Source organism: Streptomyces sp. NPDC054796, from assembly GCF_053611545.1.
In genome coordinates, this window is sequence record NZ_JBSHAO010000070.1 from 13,369 (window position 1) to 32,620 (window position 19,252).

General features: G+C 73.7%; 14 protein-coding genes. 8 read left to right on the forward strand and 6 right to left on the reverse strand.

Annotated features, from left to right (window positions below):
• Positions 1-537: 537 nt before the first annotated feature.
• On the reverse strand, positions 538-1,452 hold the full coding sequence (locus tag ACWGJ2_RS35645) for a pentapeptide repeat-containing protein (protein ID WP_453350525.1): 915 nt from the start codon (positions 1,450-1,452) through the stop codon (positions 538-540).
• An 809-nt stretch (positions 1,453-2,261) separates the two neighbouring features.
• Between ACWGJ2_RS35645 and ACWGJ2_RS35650 the strand changes: the two genes are divergently transcribed.
• Genes ACWGJ2_RS35650 through ACWGJ2_RS35675 form a run of 6 tightly spaced genes read left to right on the forward strand, consistent with a single transcriptional unit; the run spans position 2,262 to position 8,183 of the window.
• Positions 2,262-3,863 carry an ABC transporter substrate-binding protein gene (locus ACWGJ2_RS35650; RefSeq protein WP_453350505.1) on the forward strand — a complete coding sequence of 534 codons (1,602 nt, stop codon included), beginning with the start codon at positions 2,262-2,264 and terminating at the stop codon, positions 3,861-3,863.
• 38 nt (positions 3,864-3,901) lie between these two features.
• Positions 3,902-4,915 (forward strand): ABC transporter permease, encoded by a 1,014-nt coding sequence (locus ACWGJ2_RS35655; RefSeq protein WP_453350526.1) that lies wholly within the window; start codon positions 3,902-3,904, stop codon positions 4,913-4,915.
• Between the two features lie 26 nt (positions 4,916-4,941).
• Positions 4,942-5,898, forward strand: coding sequence for an ABC transporter permease (locus ACWGJ2_RS35660; RefSeq protein ID WP_453350527.1), 957 nt, complete (start codon positions 4,942-4,944; stop codon positions 5,896-5,898).
• An 11-nt stretch (positions 5,899-5,909) separates the two neighbouring features.
• Positions 5,910-7,058 carry an ABC transporter ATP-binding protein gene (locus tag ACWGJ2_RS35665; RefSeq protein WP_453350506.1) on the forward strand — a complete coding sequence of 383 codons (1,149 nt, stop codon included), beginning with the start codon at positions 5,910-5,912 and terminating at the stop codon, positions 7,056-7,058.
• On the forward strand, positions 7,051-7,782 hold the full coding sequence (locus ACWGJ2_RS35670; RefSeq protein ID WP_453350507.1) for an ABC transporter ATP-binding protein: 732 nt from the start codon (positions 7,051-7,053) through the stop codon (positions 7,780-7,782). The genes ACWGJ2_RS35665 and ACWGJ2_RS35670 overlap by 8 nt, the downstream gene beginning before the upstream one ends.
• A 50-nt stretch (positions 7,783-7,832) precedes the next feature.
• Entirely contained in the window at positions 7,833-8,183 is a 351-nt protein-coding gene (locus ACWGJ2_RS35675) for a DUF6343 family protein (protein WP_453350508.1), read from the forward strand.
• Here ACWGJ2_RS35675 and ACWGJ2_RS35680 read toward each other — a convergent pair.
• From ACWGJ2_RS35680 to ACWGJ2_RS35690, 3 genes are all read right to left on the reverse strand, one after another.
• Positions 8,173-9,498 carry a transglycosylase family protein gene (locus ACWGJ2_RS35680; protein WP_453350509.1) on the reverse strand — a complete coding sequence of 442 codons (1,326 nt, stop codon included), beginning with the start codon at positions 9,496-9,498 and terminating at the stop codon, positions 8,173-8,175. The two genes, ACWGJ2_RS35675 and ACWGJ2_RS35680, sit on opposite strands and share 11 nt — an antisense overlap.
• A 143-nt stretch (positions 9,499-9,641) precedes the next feature.
• Positions 9,642-11,114 carry a sulfatase-like hydrolase/transferase gene (locus tag ACWGJ2_RS35685; RefSeq protein ID WP_453350510.1) on the reverse strand — a complete coding sequence of 491 codons (1,473 nt, stop codon included), beginning with the start codon at positions 11,112-11,114 and terminating at the stop codon, positions 9,642-9,644.
• Positions 11,111-12,085 (reverse strand): DUF6227 family protein, encoded by a 975-nt coding sequence (locus ACWGJ2_RS35690; protein ID WP_453350511.1) that lies wholly within the window; start codon positions 12,083-12,085, stop codon positions 11,111-11,113. The genes ACWGJ2_RS35685 and ACWGJ2_RS35690 overlap by 4 nt, the downstream gene beginning before the upstream one ends.
• Positions 12,086-12,389: 304 nt before the next feature.
• On the opposite strand from ACWGJ2_RS35690, the gene ACWGJ2_RS35695 reads away from it, so the two are divergent.
• Both ACWGJ2_RS35695 and ACWGJ2_RS35700 read left to right on the forward strand, forming a co-directional pair.
• On the forward strand, positions 12,390-13,937 hold the full coding sequence (locus tag ACWGJ2_RS35695; RefSeq protein ID WP_453350512.1) for an FAD-dependent oxidoreductase: 1,548 nt from the start codon (positions 12,390-12,392) through the stop codon (positions 13,935-13,937).
• 189 nt (positions 13,938-14,126) lie between these two features.
• A complete protein-coding gene (locus ACWGJ2_RS35700) occupies positions 14,127-15,713 on the forward strand; it encodes an LCP family protein (RefSeq protein ID WP_453350513.1) in 1,587 nt (528 codons plus the stop codon).
• Positions 15,714-15,828: 115 nt separating this feature from the next.
• Here the strand turns inward: ACWGJ2_RS35700 and ACWGJ2_RS35705 are convergent, their stop codons facing one another.
• On the reverse strand, positions 15,829-17,631 hold the full coding sequence (locus ACWGJ2_RS35705) for an acyl-CoA dehydrogenase (RefSeq protein ID WP_453350514.1): 1,803 nt from the start codon (positions 17,629-17,631) through the stop codon (positions 15,829-15,831).
• 246 nt (positions 17,632-17,877) lie between these two features.
• Positions 17,878-19,224: a PucR family transcriptional regulator gene (locus ACWGJ2_RS35710; protein WP_453350515.1), complete on the reverse strand. Its 1,347-nt coding sequence runs from the start codon at positions 19,222-19,224 to the stop codon at positions 17,878-17,880.
• Positions 19,225-19,252: the final 28 nt, after the last annotated feature.

Genomic DNA, 19,252 nt, shown 5'->3' on the forward strand with positions numbered 1-19,252 from the left:
TTCAGCTCTCCGCGGCTTCCCGTCGGGTCATGAGGCTACTGACCCTGACACTGTGGTTGGAAGGAAACGGGAACTCTACGGCTGGATCTTGTCAGCTCGTGCGGGAGTTACCGGGGCATAGCGCCCCGGCTTCGTCATCGCCGTGATGACTCCCGGCCCCGCGCCCGTTCCTCGGAGGCTTATTACCCGCCAGTGCGGTCCGCCAGACGGTCCGGAAGGCGCGGACTCCGGCCAAGTGGAATGGAACGGGCGGCGGTTGAAGCGTAAACCACGCAGGGGCGGCTCGCCATGGGGTTGCGGTGACTGTCACAGAGCGCGCGCCGGGACGCGCCCATGCGGGGCCCGTGCGCGTGGGCGCGCACGGGAGGGGTGCGGGACGGTGCGATGTGTGGGTTCCGTGTGCGGCCCACCTTCACGGGGCGCCGTTACCGCGGCGGAAGCTGTGGAAGTACGGCGCCGAGCGCAGGGGGCGCGGCCACGCCGGTGCGGCCCGACAGCGACAGCGGCTCCGTCAGGTCGGAGTCCTTCAGGAGGCGTTCAGCGTGATCCGATCTCGCGGGCGAGTTCGGGCGGGAGCTTGGTGCTTTTGTTCAGCTTCGCTGTCATGAGCTGGCGGGCGGTCACGGTCGTGGCGCGGTGTGATTCCCACGGAAGACGCTTGCCGTGAGAGAAGCGTGTGCGCTCCGAGCGCAGATAGGCGCCGCGCAGGTCGGCTCCATGGAGATCTGCCCCGGTCAGGTCGACGCCGCGCAGGTCGGCGTCGCTGAGATCCGCTCCTCGCAGGTCGGCATCGCGGAAGGAGGCGTCGATGGGGCGTGCTCCGTGCAGGTCCGCATCGTTGAGCTGGGCTTTGTCCAGGTGGGCGCCGACCAGCCAGGAGGAGCGCAGGTCGGCTTCTTGCAGGTTGGCCTCCTTCAGGCGTGTTCCGACGAAGAAGCTGCCTCTGAGCTCCGCTCGGGGCAGGCTGGCGCTCTCCAGGACCGCTCCGCTGAAGTTGGCGTGGGGCAGGAGCGCACGGCTGGTGCCAGGGCCGGAGCCGCCCTGCCCTTCCTTTGTGCGGTTCGCACCACGGACGCCGGCGTTGGCCAGGTGCGCCTCACGCAGGTCGATCGTGGCGCGCTCGTCCTCTTCCGGGTCGCGCAGGGCCAGCACTTCGAAGGCTGCTTGCACGTCGGAAGCCGGTCGGTCCGACGCCCCCTTCCCTCCTCGGGCGTGGGTGCGGATGTAGGCGGAGAGAACGTCGATGACGGAGGGCTGGTCGCGCGGGGAATCGTTCATGATGCGCTGCAGCGCGTAGATGCCGCCGAGCCGCACCTCGGCCCCCTGGTCACCAAGGTTGTCGACGGCGGAGGTGTACCGGTCGGTGATCTGCCCTTCGCGCATGACACGGGTCTCCCCGAGTGACTGCTCCCGGGTGACGTACACGGTGGCCAGCGCCGCGATCGATGCCATCACCACGGCAAGGACTTCGATCGTCCGCGGCCACTGCTCCGTTCTCGGGGACGAGGCTTCATCTCTCGGGGGCGAGGCGTCATCCGCCGGAGCAGCCGAGCCGCCACGAACAGTCCGTTGAGGTGCGCCCCTGCGCTGTCCCGGCTGACGAGGCCCCAGAGGAGCCTGCCGCCCCGCCTGGTTCCTGAGTCGCGCTAACCGCTGACCCGACCGCGCTGTACTCCTGTTCATGCCGGTATTCCACCGGATACCCGGCATACGGGTCGAGGCCACGAGGTGTTCTGCGCCTTGTGCGTGGGCAAATCCGAGCATCACGGCACGGCCTGCTGCGCGATGGACGCACCGGCCACGGCGTGCTGTCGGCCACCGGGTGGGAGGGGACGTGGTGGGGTGTCCCCGCAGGTCGAGACGAAGACCGGCGGAAAGCCGACAACGAGACCTTCACGCCGAGGAGACACCCCACCGCGGCGCCGACCCCCACCACACAGCAACCCCACAACCACCGGCGCCAGCCAAGAATCACGCGGCGCCAGCCGCGTCGCACCGTCACCACACGCCGCGCCGAAGCCACCGGCCCGCACCCGGAAACGGCGAACCGCCCCCGCGAAGGGGACCCGCACCACGTGCCGCGGCACAAAGATCAGCGCGGGACCCTACGGCAACCCCCACACCGGCCAACCGTCCCGCGCAACACCCCCGTGAAGCGGCAACCCCCCGTTTCCTACCGCCCCCCGCGCAGGGGACCCGCATGATGTTTAATTGCGAGGCATTCGCAATAACAGGTGATCATCAGCAGGGATGTGTGACGCATGACGGCCCGGACGGTACGGACAGTCGCCGCGAGCGCGACGGCAGCGGTGGTGCTGGCGGGCGCCGGGGCGTGCTCGGCGCCGGGCGGCGACGGCGCGGGCGGGAGCGCGGGCGCCGGGGACGCGGTGACCGTCGGCGTGGCCCAGGAGCCCGAGACCCTCAGCCCGCTGCTCGGCTACGGCAAGGAGGGCAACTCGAAGATCTTCGACGGGCTGCTCACCCACGACGCCGACATGAAGCTCAAGCCGGCCCTGGCCACCGGCCTGCCCGAGGTCGGCGACGGCGGCAGGACGTACACGTACACCCTCCGCGAGGGCGTGAAGTTCAGCGACGGCACCCCCTTCACCGCCGATGACGTGGTCTTCACGTACGAGACCATCCTCGACAAGAAGACCAACAACGCCTCCAAGAGCGAGCTGGACGCCCTCGACAGCGTCAAGGCCGACGGCGACCACAAGGTCGTCTTCCGGCTGAAGTACCCCTACGCGGCCTTCGCCGAGCGCACCGTCCTCCCCATCGCGTCCAAGAAGGCGGCGAGCGGCCAGGACGTCAACTCGGGCCCGTACAACACCAAGCCGGTCGGCACGGGCCCGTACGTGCTCACCGGCTGGCGCAAGGGCGAGAAGCTCAGCTTCAAGGCCAACCCCCGCTACTGGGGCGGCGCGCCGAAGGTGAAGCGGTTCACCGTCGCCGTCATCGAGGACGACGATGTGCGCGCCACCCGCCTGCGCTCCGGAGATCTCGACGGCGCGATCCTGCCGCCCAACCTCGCCAAGTCCTTCAAGGGCGACAGCGGCAAGCGCACCCTGAACGCGAAGACCGCCGACTACCGGGCCGTCACCCTCCCCACGGGCAACAAGGTGACGGGCGACACCGACATCCGCCGCGCCCTCGACCTCGCCGTCGACCGCGAGGCCATGGTCAAGTCCATCCTCAACGGCGCGGGCAAGCCCGCCTACGGGCCGCTGCCCACCGACAGCCCCTGGTTCGCCAAGGGCACCGAGCGCGCGCACGACCTCGCCGCCGCGAAGAAGCTCCTCGACAAGGCGGGCTGGAAGCCGGGCGAGGACGGCATCCGCGAGAAGGACGGCGAGCGTGCCGCGTTCACCCTCTGGTACTTCTCCGGCGACAAGCTCCGCCAGGACCACGCCCTCGCCTACGCCTCCGATGCCAAGAAGGCGGGCATCGACGTCAAGGTGCAGGCGGGCAGCCGCGAGGTCATCCAGCCCAAGCTGAAGCACGACGCGATGCTCGCGGGCAACGGCTTCCCCGCCGACCCGGACTTCGACCTCTACCCGACGCTGCACTCCTCGCAGGCCGGCGACGGCTGGAACAACATGGCGTACTACGACGACAAGACCGTCGACGAGGCCCTGGACAAGGCCCGCCGCAGCCGCGACGAGGACACTCGCGCCAAGGCGTACGACACGGTGCAGAAGGAGCTGGCGAAGAACCCCGGCTACACCTTCCTGGACCACATCGATCACGTCTACGTCGTCGGCGACGGCTGGCAGAACCTCACCACGCAGGTCGAGCCGCACGACCACGGCCTCGGCGCCGGTCCCTGGTGGAACGTCGAGGACTGGCAGCGCGAGAAGTGACGGCAGCGGTACGGGAGGGGACGGTACGGGAGGCGGCGGTGGCCCGGCGCGCCCCGGGTGGCCGCCGCTCGCTCAAGGGCCCGGCGGCCCGGCTCGTGGGACGGCGCCTGCTCGCGGCCGTGCCGGTACTGGCCGCCGTCACCTTCGGCGTCTTCGCCGTCGCGGCGGCCTCCCCGTTCGACCCCGTGCAGCAGTACGCGGGCTCAGCCGGGCTCAACGCCTCGCAGGAGACCCTCGACCAGTTGCGGCGCAACCTCGGCGTCGACGGCCCCTTCACCGAGCGCTGGTGGCACTGGGTCACCTCCGCGCTCCACGGCGACCTGGGCGACTCGACGGCGCTGCGCCAGCCGGTGGCCCAGGTCATCGGCGAAAGGCTGGGCTGGTCCGTGCTGCTGTGCGCGGTCGGCTTCGCGCTGGCGGTGCTCGTCGGCACCCTGCTCGGGGTCGCGGCAGCCCGCCGACGCGGCGGTCTCCTCGACCGTACGGTCACCTCCGCCGCCTACACGCTGGAGGCCGCGCCCCCGTTCTGGCTCGGACTGCTGGGCATCTGGCTGTTCGCGCTCCAGCTGGGCGTGCTTCCGGCGGGCGGCCTCACCGACACCGGGAGCGACACGGTCACGGCGGGCGCCCTCGTCCGGCACCTCGCGCTGCCCGCCGCCGTGCTGGCGGTCTCCCAGCTCCCGTGGTTCCTGCTGTACGTGCGGCAGGGCGTCGTGGACGCGTTGGAGGAGGACCCGGTGCGCGGCGCGCGGGCGAGAGGGCTGCGCGAGCGCACCGTACTGCTGGGGCACGCGCTGCGCTCGGGGCTGCTGCCGGTGCTGACCCTGATCGGGTCGCGGGTGCCCGAGCTGATCACGGGGGCGCTGCTCGTCGAGACGGTGTTCAGCTGGCCCGGCATCGCCTCGGCGACCGTCGAGGCCGCCACGTCGACGGACTTCCCCCTGCTCGCGGCCCTCACGACGCTCGCCACGGTCGCGGTGCTCGCCGGGAACCTGCTCTCCGACCTGCTGTACGGGCTGGCCGACCCCCGCGTGGCGCTGGAGGAGCTGTGACGGGGCGAGTGCGTACGGAGAAGGCGATGACGGACGTGGGCGCGAGCGGGGATGCCGGTGCCGGGGAGGCGCCGGGCCCGTGGCGGAGTGCCGCGCGTGGCCGCGGCTTCCGGCAGGTGTCCCGTGACGCCTCCGGAACCGGCCTCGGCCCCGGCACGGGCACGGGCGCGGCCCGGCTGCGCGGGTCCGCGCTGCTCGTCGCCGCCATCGTCCTCGCCGTCCTCCTCGTGCCCCCGCTCTTCCCGCTGGACGAGCAGGCCGTCGACCTCGCGGCGAAGCTGCGGCCACCGTCCTGGACCCACCCCTTCGGCACCGACGACAACGGCCGGGATGTGCTGCTGCGCTGCGTGTACGGGTTGCGGGTCTCGCTGCTCGTCGGCGTGGTCGCCGCGCTTGTCGCGACGGTCATCGGCACCGCCGTCGGCTCGCTGGCCGGGGCGCTGGGCGGCAGGGCCGACCGGCTGGTGATGCGTGTCGTGGACGTCTTCTCCTCCGTGCCGCACCTGCTGCTGGGCATCTTCATCGTGGCCATGTTCCGGCCCGGCGTCTGGCCCGTGGTGGTCTCGGTGGCGCTCACGCACTGGCTGTCCACTGCGCGGATCGTACGGGCCGAGGTGCTGTCGCTGCGGTCGCGCCCCTACATCGACGCGGCCGTCTCGGGCGGCGCCTCGCGACTGCGCGTCGCGGTGCGCCATCTGCTGCCGGGGGTGCTGCCGCAGGCCGGGCTCGCCGCCGTGCTGATGGTGCCGCACGCCATCTGGCACGAGTCGGCGCTGTCCTTCCTCGGGCTCGGGCTGCCCACGCACCGGGCCAGCCTCGGCAACATGATCCAGGACGCGCGCGGCACGTTGCTCGCGGGCGACTGGTGGCCGACCCTCTTCCCCGGTCTCTTCATCATCGTGCCCACGCTCGCCATAGCGGCGCTCGCGGGCGCCTGGCGCGAGCGGATCGACCCGCGCCGCCGATCGGAGCTGATGTTGTGAGTGCTGGTGCTGTGAGTGCCGATGCCGTGAGTGCCGACCTCCCGTTGCTGTCCGTACGGGACCTGTCCGTGCGCTTCCGGATGCGCGGCGGCGGACACGTCGCGGCCGTCTCCGGCGTCTCCTTCGACCTGGCGCCCGGCGAGTGCCTCGCGCTGGTCGGCGAGAGCGGCTGCGGCAAGTCCGTGCTGGCCTCCGCGCTGCTGGGGCTGCTCCCCGGCAACGCGGAGACCCGTGGCGCGGCGCTGCTGACGACCGGTACGGCCGACGACGCGGGTACGGCCGACGGCGCCTCGCGCGGCCCCGGCGCCATCGACCTGCTCACCGCCGACGAGCGCACCCTCGCCCGTACGGCACGGGGCCGTCGCGTGGGGCTCGTACCGCAGAGCCCCGCCGGGCACCTCACGCCCGTGCGGACGGTACGGGCCCAACTGGAGGAGACCGTCCGGGAGCTGACCGGCGCCCGTCGCGCCGAGCTGGCGCGCGCGGCCGAGGCGGCGGCCGAGCGGGCCGCCTTCCCCGCCGACCACCTCGACCGCTACCCGCACCAGCTCTCCGGCGGCCTCGCCCAGCGCGCCGCGACGGCACTGGCGCTGGTCGGGGACGCGCCGCTGCTCGTCGCCGACGAGCCGACCACGGGCCTGGACCGCGATCTGGTGGAGCGCACGGCGGACGAGCTGCGCGGGCACGCCGACGAGGGGCGGGGCCTGCTGATCATCACGCACGACCTGTCGGCGGCCGAGCGCATCGCCGACCGGGTCGCCGTGATGTACGCGGGCCGCGTCGTCGAACTCGGGGAGGCGCGGCCCTTCTTCGGGGCGCCCGGACCACGGCACCCGTACGCGCGGGGCCTGCTCGACGCGCTGCCCCAGCGCGCCTTCCGGCCGATCCCCGGCATGCCGCCCGAACTCGGCGACCTCCCCGCAGGCTGCGCCTTCGCGCCCCGCTGCGCGCGGGCCTCGGACGTCTGCGCCGCCGTCCCCGCGCTCACCGGGGGCGTGGCCTGCCACCATGCGCTGGACGTGGACACGGCGCCGGGCTCCGGTCCCGGCTCCGGTCCCGGTTCCGCGTCGGAGGCCGTCCTTCACGAGACCGCCCCGCACGAGACCGCTCGTTGGGACACCGCCCCGCACGAAGCCGATGTGGACGCCACCCATGCTTGAACTGCGCGACATCACCGCCGGATACGACCGCCGCGCCCCCGTGCTGCGCGAGGTCTCCCTGACCGTCCCCGACGGGGGCTCCGTGGGCCTTCTCGGGCCCAGCGGGTGCGGCAAGTCCACGCTCGCGAGGGTCGCGGCGCTGCTCCACCGCCCCTACGCGGGCACCGTACGCCTCGGCGGCGAGCCCGCCAGGGGCTGGCGGCACCGGGCGCCGCGCGCCCAGCGCACCGCCGTCGGCGTCGTCTTCCAGCAGCCCCGCATGGCGGCCGACCCACGCCTCACCCTCGCCGACCTGATCGCCGAGCCGCTGCGCGCCACGGGCGCCCCCTCCGCCGGGACGCCCTCGCGCGTCGGCGGGCTGGCCGAGTCCGTGGGGCTCGGCGGCGACCTGCTGTCCCGGCGCCCGCACGAGGTCAGCGACGGACAGCTCCAGCGCGCCTGCCTCGCCCGCGCCCTCGTGCTGCGGCCACGGCTGCTGGTCTGCGACGAGATGACCGCCATGCTCGACGCCTCGACGACGGCGGCGCTGGTCGCGGTCGTCGAGGAGTACCGGAGGGAGAGCGGTGCCGCGCTGCTCGCCGTCGGGCACGACCGGACCCTGCTGGAGCGCTGGTGCGACCGTACGGTCGAGCACGCCGCGCTGTCCGCCGCCGCGCACACCCCGCACAGCCCGCACGCCCCGCACGCCGCGCGGGCGAGCGACACTGGAGGGAGAGGGGCCTGACGGCAGCGGGCCCGGCAGCAGCGGGGGAGCGAGGAGAGGAGGCGGACGGCATGACCGGTCCTCGTCCCGATCCGGGCCGCGCACAGGGCCGCGCCGCACGGCGCAGCGGCACCGAGCCCGTGACCGCGCGCAGCGCGCTGCGGCTGCGCCTGCTGCTGGCGTCGCTGTTCACGCCGGTCTTCCTCGCGGGCACGGCGGTGTTCTGGTACTGGACGGCGCACAGCGGCCCGCACGACGTGCCCTCCAGCGGCTCGCTGCGCACCCTGACGCTGATCTCCGCCGCGCTCGCGCTGTTCGCGCTCGTGGACCTCGTGGTCGTCCTGGTGCGGCGCCGACGCGAGCGGCGGAACGGGGAAGCGGACGAAGCGGACGGCGCCGGGGGAGACCGCGTCAGATCTTGACGCCCTTGCCCCGCAGATACGCGAGGGGGTCGATGTCGGTGCCGTAGCCGGGGCCCGTACGCACCTCGAAATGCAGGTGCGGGCCCGTGGAGTTCCCCGTCGAGCCCGAGCGCCCGACGCGCTGCCCTGTGTCGACGGACTGGCCCGCGCGTACGGAGATCGCCGACAGGTGCGCGTACTGGCTGTACTTGCCGTCGGCGTGGCGCAGCACCACCTGGTAGCCGTACGAGTCGGCCCACCCGGCGGAGACGACCTTGCCGCTGGTGACGGCCTTCACCGTCGTGCCGGTGGGGACGGGGAAGTCGACGCCCGTGTGGTAGCCGGACGACCAGCTACTGCCCGAGGCGCGGTACGGCGTGCTCGGGGAGACCCCGCTGACCGGCGCCGTCGCGGAAGAGGACGAACCCGCCTTCCTGTCCTGCGCCTTGGAAGCGGACTTGGAAGCGCTCTTGGGCTCGCTCTTCGGCTTCGCCGCCTTCTCGGCTTTGTCGGCCTTCCCGGACTTCTCGGCCTTCTCCGGCTTCTTGGCCGGGCCCGAGGAGGACCCCGACGCCTTCGGGGCCTTCTCCGCCGCGCCGGTCAGGCGCAGGTCCTGGCCGGGGAGGATCAGATCGGGGTCGTCGCCGACGGTCGAGCGGTTGCGCTCGTAGAGCCCCTGCCAGCCGCCCTCCACCGAGCGGGCCTCCGCGATGCCGGAGAGGCTGTCGCCGCTGACGACCTCGTACGTCGTCGGCTGCTTCGCGCGGTCCGCCTTCGCCTGCCTGGCCCGTTCCGCGCGTGCCTTCTCGTCCGTACGGGCCCGCTCCTCGGCCTTCTCCTCCTGGGCCCTGGCCTTCGCGGACTTCGAAGCGGAGTCCGGCTCCGGCTTGGACTCGGGCTTGGACTTCGACTCGGACGCGGCCTTCCCGCCCTTCGGCTCGCCGCCCGGCTCGGCGCTGTCGCGGCTGAGCCCGGCCCGGGGGCCGCAGGTGGGCCAGGCGCCGGGGCCCTGGCCTTCTAACACCTTCTCGGCGACGGCTATCTGCTCGCTCTTCGTGGCGAGGTCGGCGCGCGCCGCGTAGGCCGTGCCGCCGTACGCGCGCCACGTGCTCTGCGAGAACTGGAGCCCGCCGTAGTAGCCGTTGCCCGTGTTGATGTCCCACTTGTTGCCGCTCTCGCAGGCCGCCACCTTGTCCCACGTCTCGACGGGCGCGGCCTGCGCGAAGTGGGCCCCCACAAGGGGGATGGCGAGGCCCGCGCCCCCCGCGGTGACCCTCATCGAGGCGCGTGTGACGGAGCTGGGCCTGTGGCGGCGGTGGCGTCCCCGAGCGGTCATAGCCGGAACCTCCGGTCAAGTGGCGCGCAGTGATGGGCGTGCCGGGCGCGCCCACGATAGAGGCGCCCCGAAGAAGGTCACAAGGGCTCACAGCGGGGTACCGGAGTCCCGCACTCCCACTCCGTGACGCGCCCCCTGGCGGGTTACGTGGTGCGCCCGTGGTGCCCGAACCGCACGCCCTCCCACGGCAGTGCGCGTACCTCGGGGTCGGTGCCACGCGCGGCGCCGGCGCGCTCCGGCGCGGGCTCGACGACGGGCCGCTTCTCCCCGGCGTGCTCCATGCGGCGCAGCAGCGCCTCGCGCAGCGCTTCGGCGATCTGCCGGTGCGAGGTGCGGCCCGCGAGGTTCGTCAGCTCGTACGGGTCGGCGTCCAGGTCGTACAGCTCGGACTCCGTGTAGCGGTCGGCGCCCGGCTCGTTCCAGGGGTCGGCTTCCGGGGCGCGTACCGCGTACTTCCAGCGGGCGGTGCGCACGGCGCGGCCCACGTGGGACTCGCTGATCTGGATGAACACCTCCTCGGGGCGCCCCGGATCGTCGCCGCCCCCGACCAGCGGCAGCAGCGAGCGCCCCTGCACGCTCGCGGGCACCGGCACCCCTGCTGCCTCCATCAGCGTCGGCACGAGGTCGAGGGTGCTCACCGGGCGCCGTATCCGCCCGCCGCCCGTGAAGCCGGGCCCTGTCAGCGCGAGGGGCACGCGGACGGACGCCTCGTGCGCCGAGCGTTTGAACTCGTCGTTGCGGGTCCGGAAGTGCGAGCCGTGGTCCGAGGTCCACGCGAGCACCGTGCGGTCCTCCAGGCCCATGCTGCGCAGCGCGTCCCGCAGCCGCCCGAGGCCCTCGTCGAGCCGTTTGACCTGGCCGAGGTAGCCGCCGAGGTGGCGGTGCGGGCCGCCGTCCGACGCGCCGTGCGCGAGCGCGGCCAGGTCGGGCGGCAGCCAGGTGCCCGCGTAGCGCTCGGCGTAGCCCTCGGGTGCCGGGTGGTCGCCGGTGGCGTTCTGGTGGTGCGGTTCGAGGAGGGAGACGAACAGCAGGAAGGGCCGCTCGTCCTCGCCGTGGTCGGCGACGAAGCGGATGGCGGCGTCGAAGAGCGCGTCGGAGCGGTAGCCGGGCAGCCGGACGGGCGCGCCGTCCTCGTCGTGGAGCACCGTGCGGTACGCGTCCGAGGTGAACTCCAGCAGCTCGCTGGCGAGCCAGTGCGTGTACCCCATGCGGTACGCGGCGGGTACGGGCCCGTCGCCGCCCGCCTCGGCGGCCAGATGCCACTTGCCGAGGTAGCCGGTGGTGTATCCGGCGGCGGCGAACGACGAGGCCAGCGTGGGCAGTTCGCGGTCCGGCGCGAGCCCGTTGCGGAAGACGCCCGTGGCTGTCGGCCAGCGCCCCGTCTGGAGCGCGGCCCGCGCGGGCGCGCACACCGGCTGCGGCGTGATGGCGTGCTCGACGTGGGTGCCCGCGCGGGCCATGCGGTCGAACTCCGGGGTGACGTCGGCGGGGTTGCCGTGCACGCCCGTGGTGTCCCAGCGCTGCTGGTCGGTGAGGACGACGATAACGTGCGGGGCTTTGGCGTTCGCGGCGTTGGCGTGCGGGGCTTCGGCGGCGGGGCGCGGCGCGCCCGTCAAAGCTCGAAGCCGCGGTCGCGTGCCCGCCGGTGCGCCGCCTGACCGGCCACGGACTCCTCCAGATAGACCTCGCACACCAGGTGTCCGGAGCCCGACATGTTGTGCTCCAGCTCGTACAGGCTGATCTCGCTGCCGTCGGCGAGGAGGAAGGCGTGCTCGTACACGGAGCACCACACGTGCCAGGCGTGTGCCGGTGCGTGCGGCTGGGGCACGTGCAGGATCTCGTGGCCCCTGGCCGTGGCGAGCAGCCGCAGCACTTCGTCGCCCGGCCGGTCCGCGTTCTCCGCGCGGCGCAGGAGGCGGCGGGCGTGTTCGGGGGAGTCGCCCTCGCCGTAGGCGCGGCGGCGGTGCGGGCCCCGCGCGGTCCCGGTCAGGAAGTCGAACGAGACGCGGCCCGGACCGCCGCCGGAACGGTGGCGGGCGCCCGGCTCCTCATCGCCGTCGTCCCACGCGTCCCGGCCCTCGTGCGCCTCGTGCGCTTCGTATGCCTCATGACCCTCATGACCCTCATGACCCTCGTGGCCGTGGCGGCCGTGGCGGTCGTGGTGGCCGCCCGGGACATCGCCGTCGTCCGTGAAGTCCTCGCCGTCCCCGGCCGCGTGCCCGCCGCCCGCGCCCGGGAAGCCGTCGCCCATCAGCCGGTGGACGCGGCGCTCGGCCAGCCGCAGCGACTCCTCGGTCTCGTAGACCTCGTACAGCCGCCGCCCGTCGCCGTCCTCGCTGTCGTACCGCAGCTCCCACAGCAGCTCGCTGCTGCCGTCGGAGAGCAGGAAGATGTGCCGGAAGCTGCTGCAACGCAGCGTCGGCGGCGGGGTGTTGCGGTGGCGCCAGCCGTTCAGCTCGACCTGGCACAGGACCGCGTCCCCGAGCCGCGCCAGCGCGCTGTCGGAGACGTCGAACGGATTCAGGGCGCGCGTCAGCAGCCCGTCCAGATGCAGGGCAGGCGCCATCAGCTCTGTTCCCTCGCCCATCGCGGATCCCTCCCGGTGTGCAGCAACCGACTGTTCCCCGCGGGCACACACCGTAGCGCCGCGGCAGCGGAACGGGGGCGGAAACGAGGGTTTCCGGAACGCGGAAGAACCGGTATGTGCGGGCCTGTTGGGGCGCCGACCTGCCGGAAAGGGCCGGGGCGCGGCCCGTCGGGCGTGTAAGTGCGAGGTGACACGGTGCCCTTCTTTGTGGATGACTCGCGGATAAACGGGAACCACAGAGTGGATACGAACAACAGAACGGTTCACGAGTGGTCGACAGAGCGGCCCAGAAGGGAGCGCGGCCATGACGACGCTGCCCGTCGGCTACGAGTCGTACTGGATGCTCTCCGCCGCGGGCGCACCCCACCCGCCGCTCGCCCCGGACAGCGTGACCGAGGCCGACACCGTCGTCGTCGGCGGCGGGATCGCGGGGCTCTCGGTCGCGTGGGAGCTGACGAGGGCGGGGCAGCGCGTGATCGTCCTGGAGTCCGACCGCGTGGCCGCCGGGGTCACGGGCCACACCACGGCCAAGGTCTCCGCGCTGCACGGCCTGATCTACGCCCACCTGCGCGCCACCAAGGGCGAGGAGGGCGCGGAGCTGTACGCGCGCTCGCAGCAGCAGGCCGTCGAGCATCTGGCGGACGTGGCGCGGGAGTTGGGCGTCGAGTGCGAGCTGGAGCGCGTCCCCGCCTACACCTACGTCGACTCCCCGTACCACGAGGACGAGATCCGCGCCGAGGCCGAGGCGGCGGCCGAGGCCGGGCTGCCCGCCACCTATGTGACCGACACGGGGCTGCCGTTCCCCGTACACGCCGCCGTGCGCGTGGCGGACCAGGCCCAGTTCCACCCCCGCAAGTACCTGCTGGCGCTCGCCGAGGACCTGGTGCGCCGCGGCGGGCGCATCCACGAGCGTACCCGCGTCACCGGGCTCGACGAGGGCACACCCTGCCGGGTCACGGCGGAGAACGGCGCCGAGGTGGTCGCCCGCGATGTCGTCGTCGCCACCCACTACCCCGTCTTCGACCGCGCGCTGATGTTCTCCCGGCTGGCCCCGCGCCGCGAACTGGTCGTCTCCGCGATGCTCCCCGAGGAGCGGGACCCCGGCGGCTGCTATCTGACGCCCGAGCGCGGCACCCGCTCGGTGCGCACCGCGCCCTACCCGTTCCGCGACGGGCACCGGCTGCTCATCGTCACCGGCGAGAAGTTCGCCCCCGGCATGCCCGGCATCGGCTCGGTGAGCGCGGGCTACGAACGGCTCGCCGCCTGGACGTACGAGCGCTTCCCCGAGGCGCGCCTCATGCACCGCTGGGCGACGCAGGACAACGAGACGGCCGACCGCGTGCCCTACATCGGCGGCTTCCACCCCGCCTCCCAGCACGCCTGGGTCGCCGCCGGGTTCGGCGGCTGGGGCATGGCCGGCGGCGTGCTGTCGGGCCAACTGCTGACCGCGCTCATCACCGGGGACGAGCCCCCGCCGTGGGCGCGGCTGTACGACCCGTGCAGGCTCAGGCCGCGCGAGGCGCCCGCGATGCTGCGCATGCAGTCGGCCGTCGCGCGGCGCTTCGTGGGCGACCGGCTGCGCTCTTCCTACGTCGACTCCGTCGAGGACATCGCGCCCGGCACCGGCGCCATCGTGCGCATCCAGGGGCGGCGCTGCGCCGTGCACCGCACCCCGGAGGGCGAGGTGCGCGCGCTGTCGCCGCGCTGCACCCACCTGGGCTGTCTGGTGCGCTTCAACGACGCCGAGTGCGCGTGGGAGTGCCCCTGCCACGGGTCGCGCTTCGGCATCGAGGGCGAGGTCATCCAGGGGCCCGCCACCCGGCCGCTGGAGCGGCGCGAGGAGTACGAGTGACGGTACGGGTGACCGCGCGGGTGACCGCGTCGCGCGGGATGCGCCTGCCCGCGTGAAGAATACGAATGACCGATCGGCCGTTGACCTGCCCGGGTGAGCCGGGCGGGCCAGGGGCCCCGATGAACCGCGGCCGGGAGCGCGGGCGTGCCTAGCATGCGGCACGACCGTTCCGCGGAGGTGCTCTTGCCCGTGACCCCCCTCTCCCGCGTCCACCCGCGCGTCCCCCTCACCGGCGCCCGCGCCGCGCGTCCCCGCCGGTTCGTCCTCGCGGCGGCACTCTGCGCGGCGCTCACGTGCGGCGCGGCGACGGACGCGGGCGGTACGGGCCCCGGCGTGGACCCCTCCCGCGCCGGGGCCCCCGCCTCTGCCGCTGCCGCGTCCGCGGCGGCGCCCGGCGAGGAGTCCAGGCCCGCGCGAGGACCCGGGCTGAATGTCCTCCTCATGGGCATCGACCGGCGCCGCGGCCTCTCCCCGGACACCAAGGACGCGCTGCACGTCAACGGGAAGGAGTGCGACTGCACCGATGTGATGATGCTGATGCACATCTCCGAGGACCGTCGGCATGTGCGCGTGGTGAGCATCCCGCGCGACTCGTACGTGGGCTTCGCGCGGCACGACGACACCGCGCTGCTCGCCGGCGCCGCAGGCGCTTACGGCGGGGAGAAGGCGCGCGAGACGGACGGACGGCCCGCCGCCACCCGCCACCCCGGCAAGATCAACAGCGCCTTCGCGCACGGCGGCCCCCGCCTCGTGGCGCGCACCGTCGAGCGGGCCACGGGGGTACGCGTCGACCACTGGGCGCTCACCGACTTCGCCGGTTTCGTGGAGGCCGTCGACGACCTCGGCGGCGCCGGGGTGTGCGCGGACAAGCCGATGCGGGACAAGAACGCGGGGCTCAAGCTGGCGGCGGGCTCCCACTGGCTCGACGGGCGCCAGGCCCTGCGCTACGTCCGCGCCCGCCACGTCTCCCCGCCCGGCGACCTGGGCAGGGTGCGCCGTCAGCAGCACCTGCTGGGGCGGATGCTGACGGCGCTGACACGCGCGACGGCGGACGACCCGGCGGCCCTCGCGCGCACCGCGCTCGCACTGCGCCGCTCCGTGCGCGCCGACGAGGGCCTGACGGCGGCGAAGCTGATGGCACTGGGCCGGCAGTTGCGCGGACTCACCGCGCGGCGCACCGAGTTCGCGACCGTGCCCATGTCGGAGTTCGACCACCGGGTGCCCGTGTGGGGCTCCACGCTGCTGTGGGACGGGCCGCGCGCCAGGGCACTCTTCGCCGACCTGCGCGCCGACCGTCCGCTGACCGGCAACCCGCTGACCTCGCCGAAGGACGGGGTGCGCCCCATCGCGGTGGAGCCGGGGAAGGTCCGGGTGCGGGTCGAGGGCGACGGCGACGCGGCGGCGCGCGTGGCTCGGGGCCTGCGCGACAACGGCTTCCGCGTGCTCGGCGTCCAAGGCGGCCAGGGCGGCCAGGGCGGCCAAGACGGCCAGGGCGGTCAAGGGGAGGGCTCCGGTACGCGCGGCCCGACGCGGATCGTCCATGAACCCCACCGGGAGCGCGACGCCCAGGCCCTGGCCGCCGCGCTGCCCGGCGCCGTCCTCCACGCCGAGCGGGGACACGCGCCCGAGCCGACCGTGCGCGTGGGCACGGAGGGCGCCGAGGTCGCCCCGGTCGTCTTCGACCGCAGCAGCGTCGAGGGCGCCCCCGTCACCGGCGACCGCCTCGGCTGCGGAGGGGCCCAGGAGGACACGGGGAAGGACACGGGCCGGGGGTGACCCCGGGCTCCGGTCCCGGTCCCGGACCGGTCTCCGCCGCGCGCCGTTCCCCTCCCGGCGGCGCGCGGCGGACCGTACACGTGACGGGCCCGCCCGACGCGGCGCCCGTCGGCCCTCACAGCCAGGCCGGGTCGGTCTCCAGGGTGGTCCGGTCCAGACTGGCGAGGAGGTCGAACTGCGGACCCGTCCTGGGCAGTTCGTGCCGGAAGAAGTAGCGTGCCGCCTGCCGCTTGCCCTGGTGGAAGGCGTCGTCCCCGTCATCCGTGGCCAGGAGCTGGCCGAGCCAGATCCACGCGACGACGGTGTGGCCGACCGCCTCCAGATAGACCGAGGCGTTGGCGAGCGCCGTCTTCGGGTCGCCGGTGGCCCACAGCTCCGCCGTGACCGTGGTCGCCCGCTCCCAGGCGGCGCGCAGCGCGTCCCCCAGCACGGCGGCCTCGCCGCCCGCCTCGCGGGCGCGCTCCAGGGTCTCCCCGATGGCCTCGCCGAGCGCCGCCAGCCCGGCTCCGCCGTTCATGACGGCCTTGCGCCCGAGCAGGTCGAGGGCCTGGATGCCGTGGGTGCCCTCGTGGATGGGGTTGAGCCGGTTGTCGCGGTAGTGCTGCTCGACGTCGTACTCGCGGGTGTAGCCGTAGCCGCCGTGCACCTGGATGGCGAGGCTGTTGGCCTCCAGGCACCACTGCGAGGGCCAGCTCTTGGCGATCGGGGTCAGCACGTCGAGCAGCAGCCCGGCGCGGGCGCGCGCCTCCTCGGACTCGGCTGTCTGCTGCTCGTCGACGAGCCGGGAGCAGTAAAGGAGCAGGGCCAGCGCGCCCTCCACGTAGGACTTCTGCGCGAGCAGCATCCGCCGCACGTCGGTGTGCTCGACGATGGGGACCTGCGGCGCCGACGGGTCCTTCGCGGCGAGGGGGCGGCCCTGGGGGCGCTCGCGCGCGTAGTCGAGTGACTTGAGGTAGCCGGTGTAGCCGAGGGCCATCGCGCCCGCGCCGACGCCGATGCGGGCGCCGTTCATCATGTGGAACATGTAGGCCAGCCCGCGGTGCGGCTCTCCGACGAGGTAGCCGACCGCGCCCGCCTCGCCGCCCGGACGGTGCTGCCCCTCGCCGAAGTTGAGCAGCGCGTTCGTCGTGCCGCGGTAGCCCATCTTGTGGTTGAGCCCGGCCGGTACGACGTCGTTGCGCTCGCCGAGCGAGCCGTCGGCGTGCACCAGGTACTTGGGCACGATGAACAGGGACAGGCCCTTCACCCCGGGCGGTCCGCCGGGGATGCGGGCGAGGACGAGGTGGACGATGTTCTCGGCCAGTTCGTGGTCGCCGCCCGAGATCCACATCTTGCTGCCGGTGAGCCGGTACGTGCCGTCGTCCCTGGCCTCCGCCTTCGTCGCCACGTCGGCGAGCGAGGAGCCCGCCTGCGGCTCTGACAGGCACATCGTCCCGAAGAACCGCCCGGCGAGCATGGGCCGTACGAAGGTGTCCACCTGCTCGCGGGAGCCGTGGGCGCACAGCAGCCTGGCGTTGCCGAGGGTGAGGAAGGGGTAGGCGGAGGTGCCGACGTTGGCCGCCTGGAAGAAGCTGAAGCAGGCCGTCGCCACCACCTGGGGCAGTTGCGCGCCGCCGAACTCCTCGTCCATGGGCGCGGAGAGGAGGTCGGACTTGGCGAAGGCTTCGAGCGCCTCCTTGACCTCGGGGATGGTGTGCACCCGCTCCCCGTCGAAGCGGGGCTCCTCCTGGTCGTTCTTCTTGTTGTGCGGCGCGAAGTGGTGGGTGGCGAGCTGTTCGCCGAGGTCGAGCACCGCGTCGAAGGTCTCGCGGGAGTGCTCGGCGTAGCGGGGGCGCCGCACCAGGTGCTCGGTGTCCAGCCAGTCGTACAGCAGGAAGTCGAGATCCCGGCGGGAGAGGAGGAGCGAGGGTGTGGCCATGGCGGTTTTCCGATCCCGTTCGGCGGCGGCGGGCGCTGGGCGCGCTGCGGCGTGCGGGCGCGCGAGGGCTCCGCGTGCACGTCTAAGCGCTTGCTTATCCTGGGTCGCGCCCGCCGTGCCTGTCAACGGTGGAACGGCGCGCGGGCCCGTTCCCCGCGCGCCACGGCTCGCCCGGCACCGCGCCGCGCACCCGCGCCCGCCCGGTCGCACACCCGGCCCCGCCCGGCCATCGCCACCGCGCCCTGGTCAGGCCCCCGTCGCCCCCCATGGCCCCGTCGCACTGGCCGAGGACGCGTGGTACGCGCCGCCGACGCCACCCCCGCCGCCCAGCCCGCGCCCCTGCGGCGGCCAGCTTCCGCCGCGCTCCGCGCCGCCAGGATCGTGCCCGGCCGCTGCCAGGCGGAGCTGCTGGGCGCGCAGCACCAGCTCCATCTCGAACAGGGTCTCCGGGTCCTGGAGCCGGTCGCCGAGCAGGTCGTCGAGCTGCCGCAGCCGGTATCTGACGGTCTGCGGGTGGATCGCCAGCCGCTTCGCCACCTCGATCGTGTTGTGCCCGCACCGCAGCCAGGCCAGTAACGTCTCCGCGAGCCGGTGCCGGTGCGGCGCCCGCACCTGTTCCAGCGGGCCCATGTGCTGGTCGGCCAGCACGGCGAGCAGGGTCTCGTCGCGGAACAGCAGCAGCGTCGAGAGGTGGTCCTCGCAGCGGATCACGTCCTGACGCGGGATGATCCCCCGCTGTGCCAGGTCCAGCGCCTCGGCGGCGAGCCGCGCCGAGCGGCTGCCGTCGGCCACCCCGACCGTCGGCCCGATCACCGCGCGCTGGCCCCGGAGCGCCAGCGAGACGGTACGGGCGCGGCCAGGGCCGTCCGGGTCGGGCACGACCATGCACACCGGGCGCCGGTCCGTGCGCACCAGCACCTCGGGCGGGGTGATCGGCCGCTCGGGCTCCCCGCCGTCCTCGCCCTCGCGGCTGTCCACCAGCACGACGGCCAGCCGCCTGGGCACCGTCCACTGCGCGGCGCGCGCGAGGTCCGAGATCGCCTCGCAGGAGGCGGGCGGGTCGGCCACCAGGAGGTCGAGCAGCCGGTCGCGCCTGCGCTGGAGCTCACCGGCCGAGCGCAGCCGCGCCTCCGCGTAGCCTGCCGCGGTCGCCTCGATGATCTCGTCGAGGTGCACGAGCATCGCCTCGCCCAGCGAGACGAGCACGGTGCGCGGCAGCACGTCCTCGTCGCAGAGCACGCTGATGCGGCGCCAGGCGACCCGCGCTCCCATCCGCATCGCCTGCTGGAAGGAGTCCAGGCTGCGGCCCTCGTTCGCCTCGCCCCGGCCGATGTGGTGGTACGTCGCCGCGACGGTCTCCCAGCCGCCCTGAGGCTTGGCCATGCGGTCCAGGAGAAGCATCAGCGCCTGCTCGGCGCCCGTGCGGATGGTGCGGGTGTACATGTCGTCGTCAGGCCGCGCGTACTCCGGGATGCCCTGCTGGATCTCCTCGACGACATCGTCGATGAGCGCGCCGAGGTACGGCCTGAGCTGGTCGGGGAGCTCGGGGGGGAAGTCACCGAACGGATCGTGGGGAACGTGGCTTCTGCTCACCGGTGTTGACGCTCCTTCCGGTACGGGG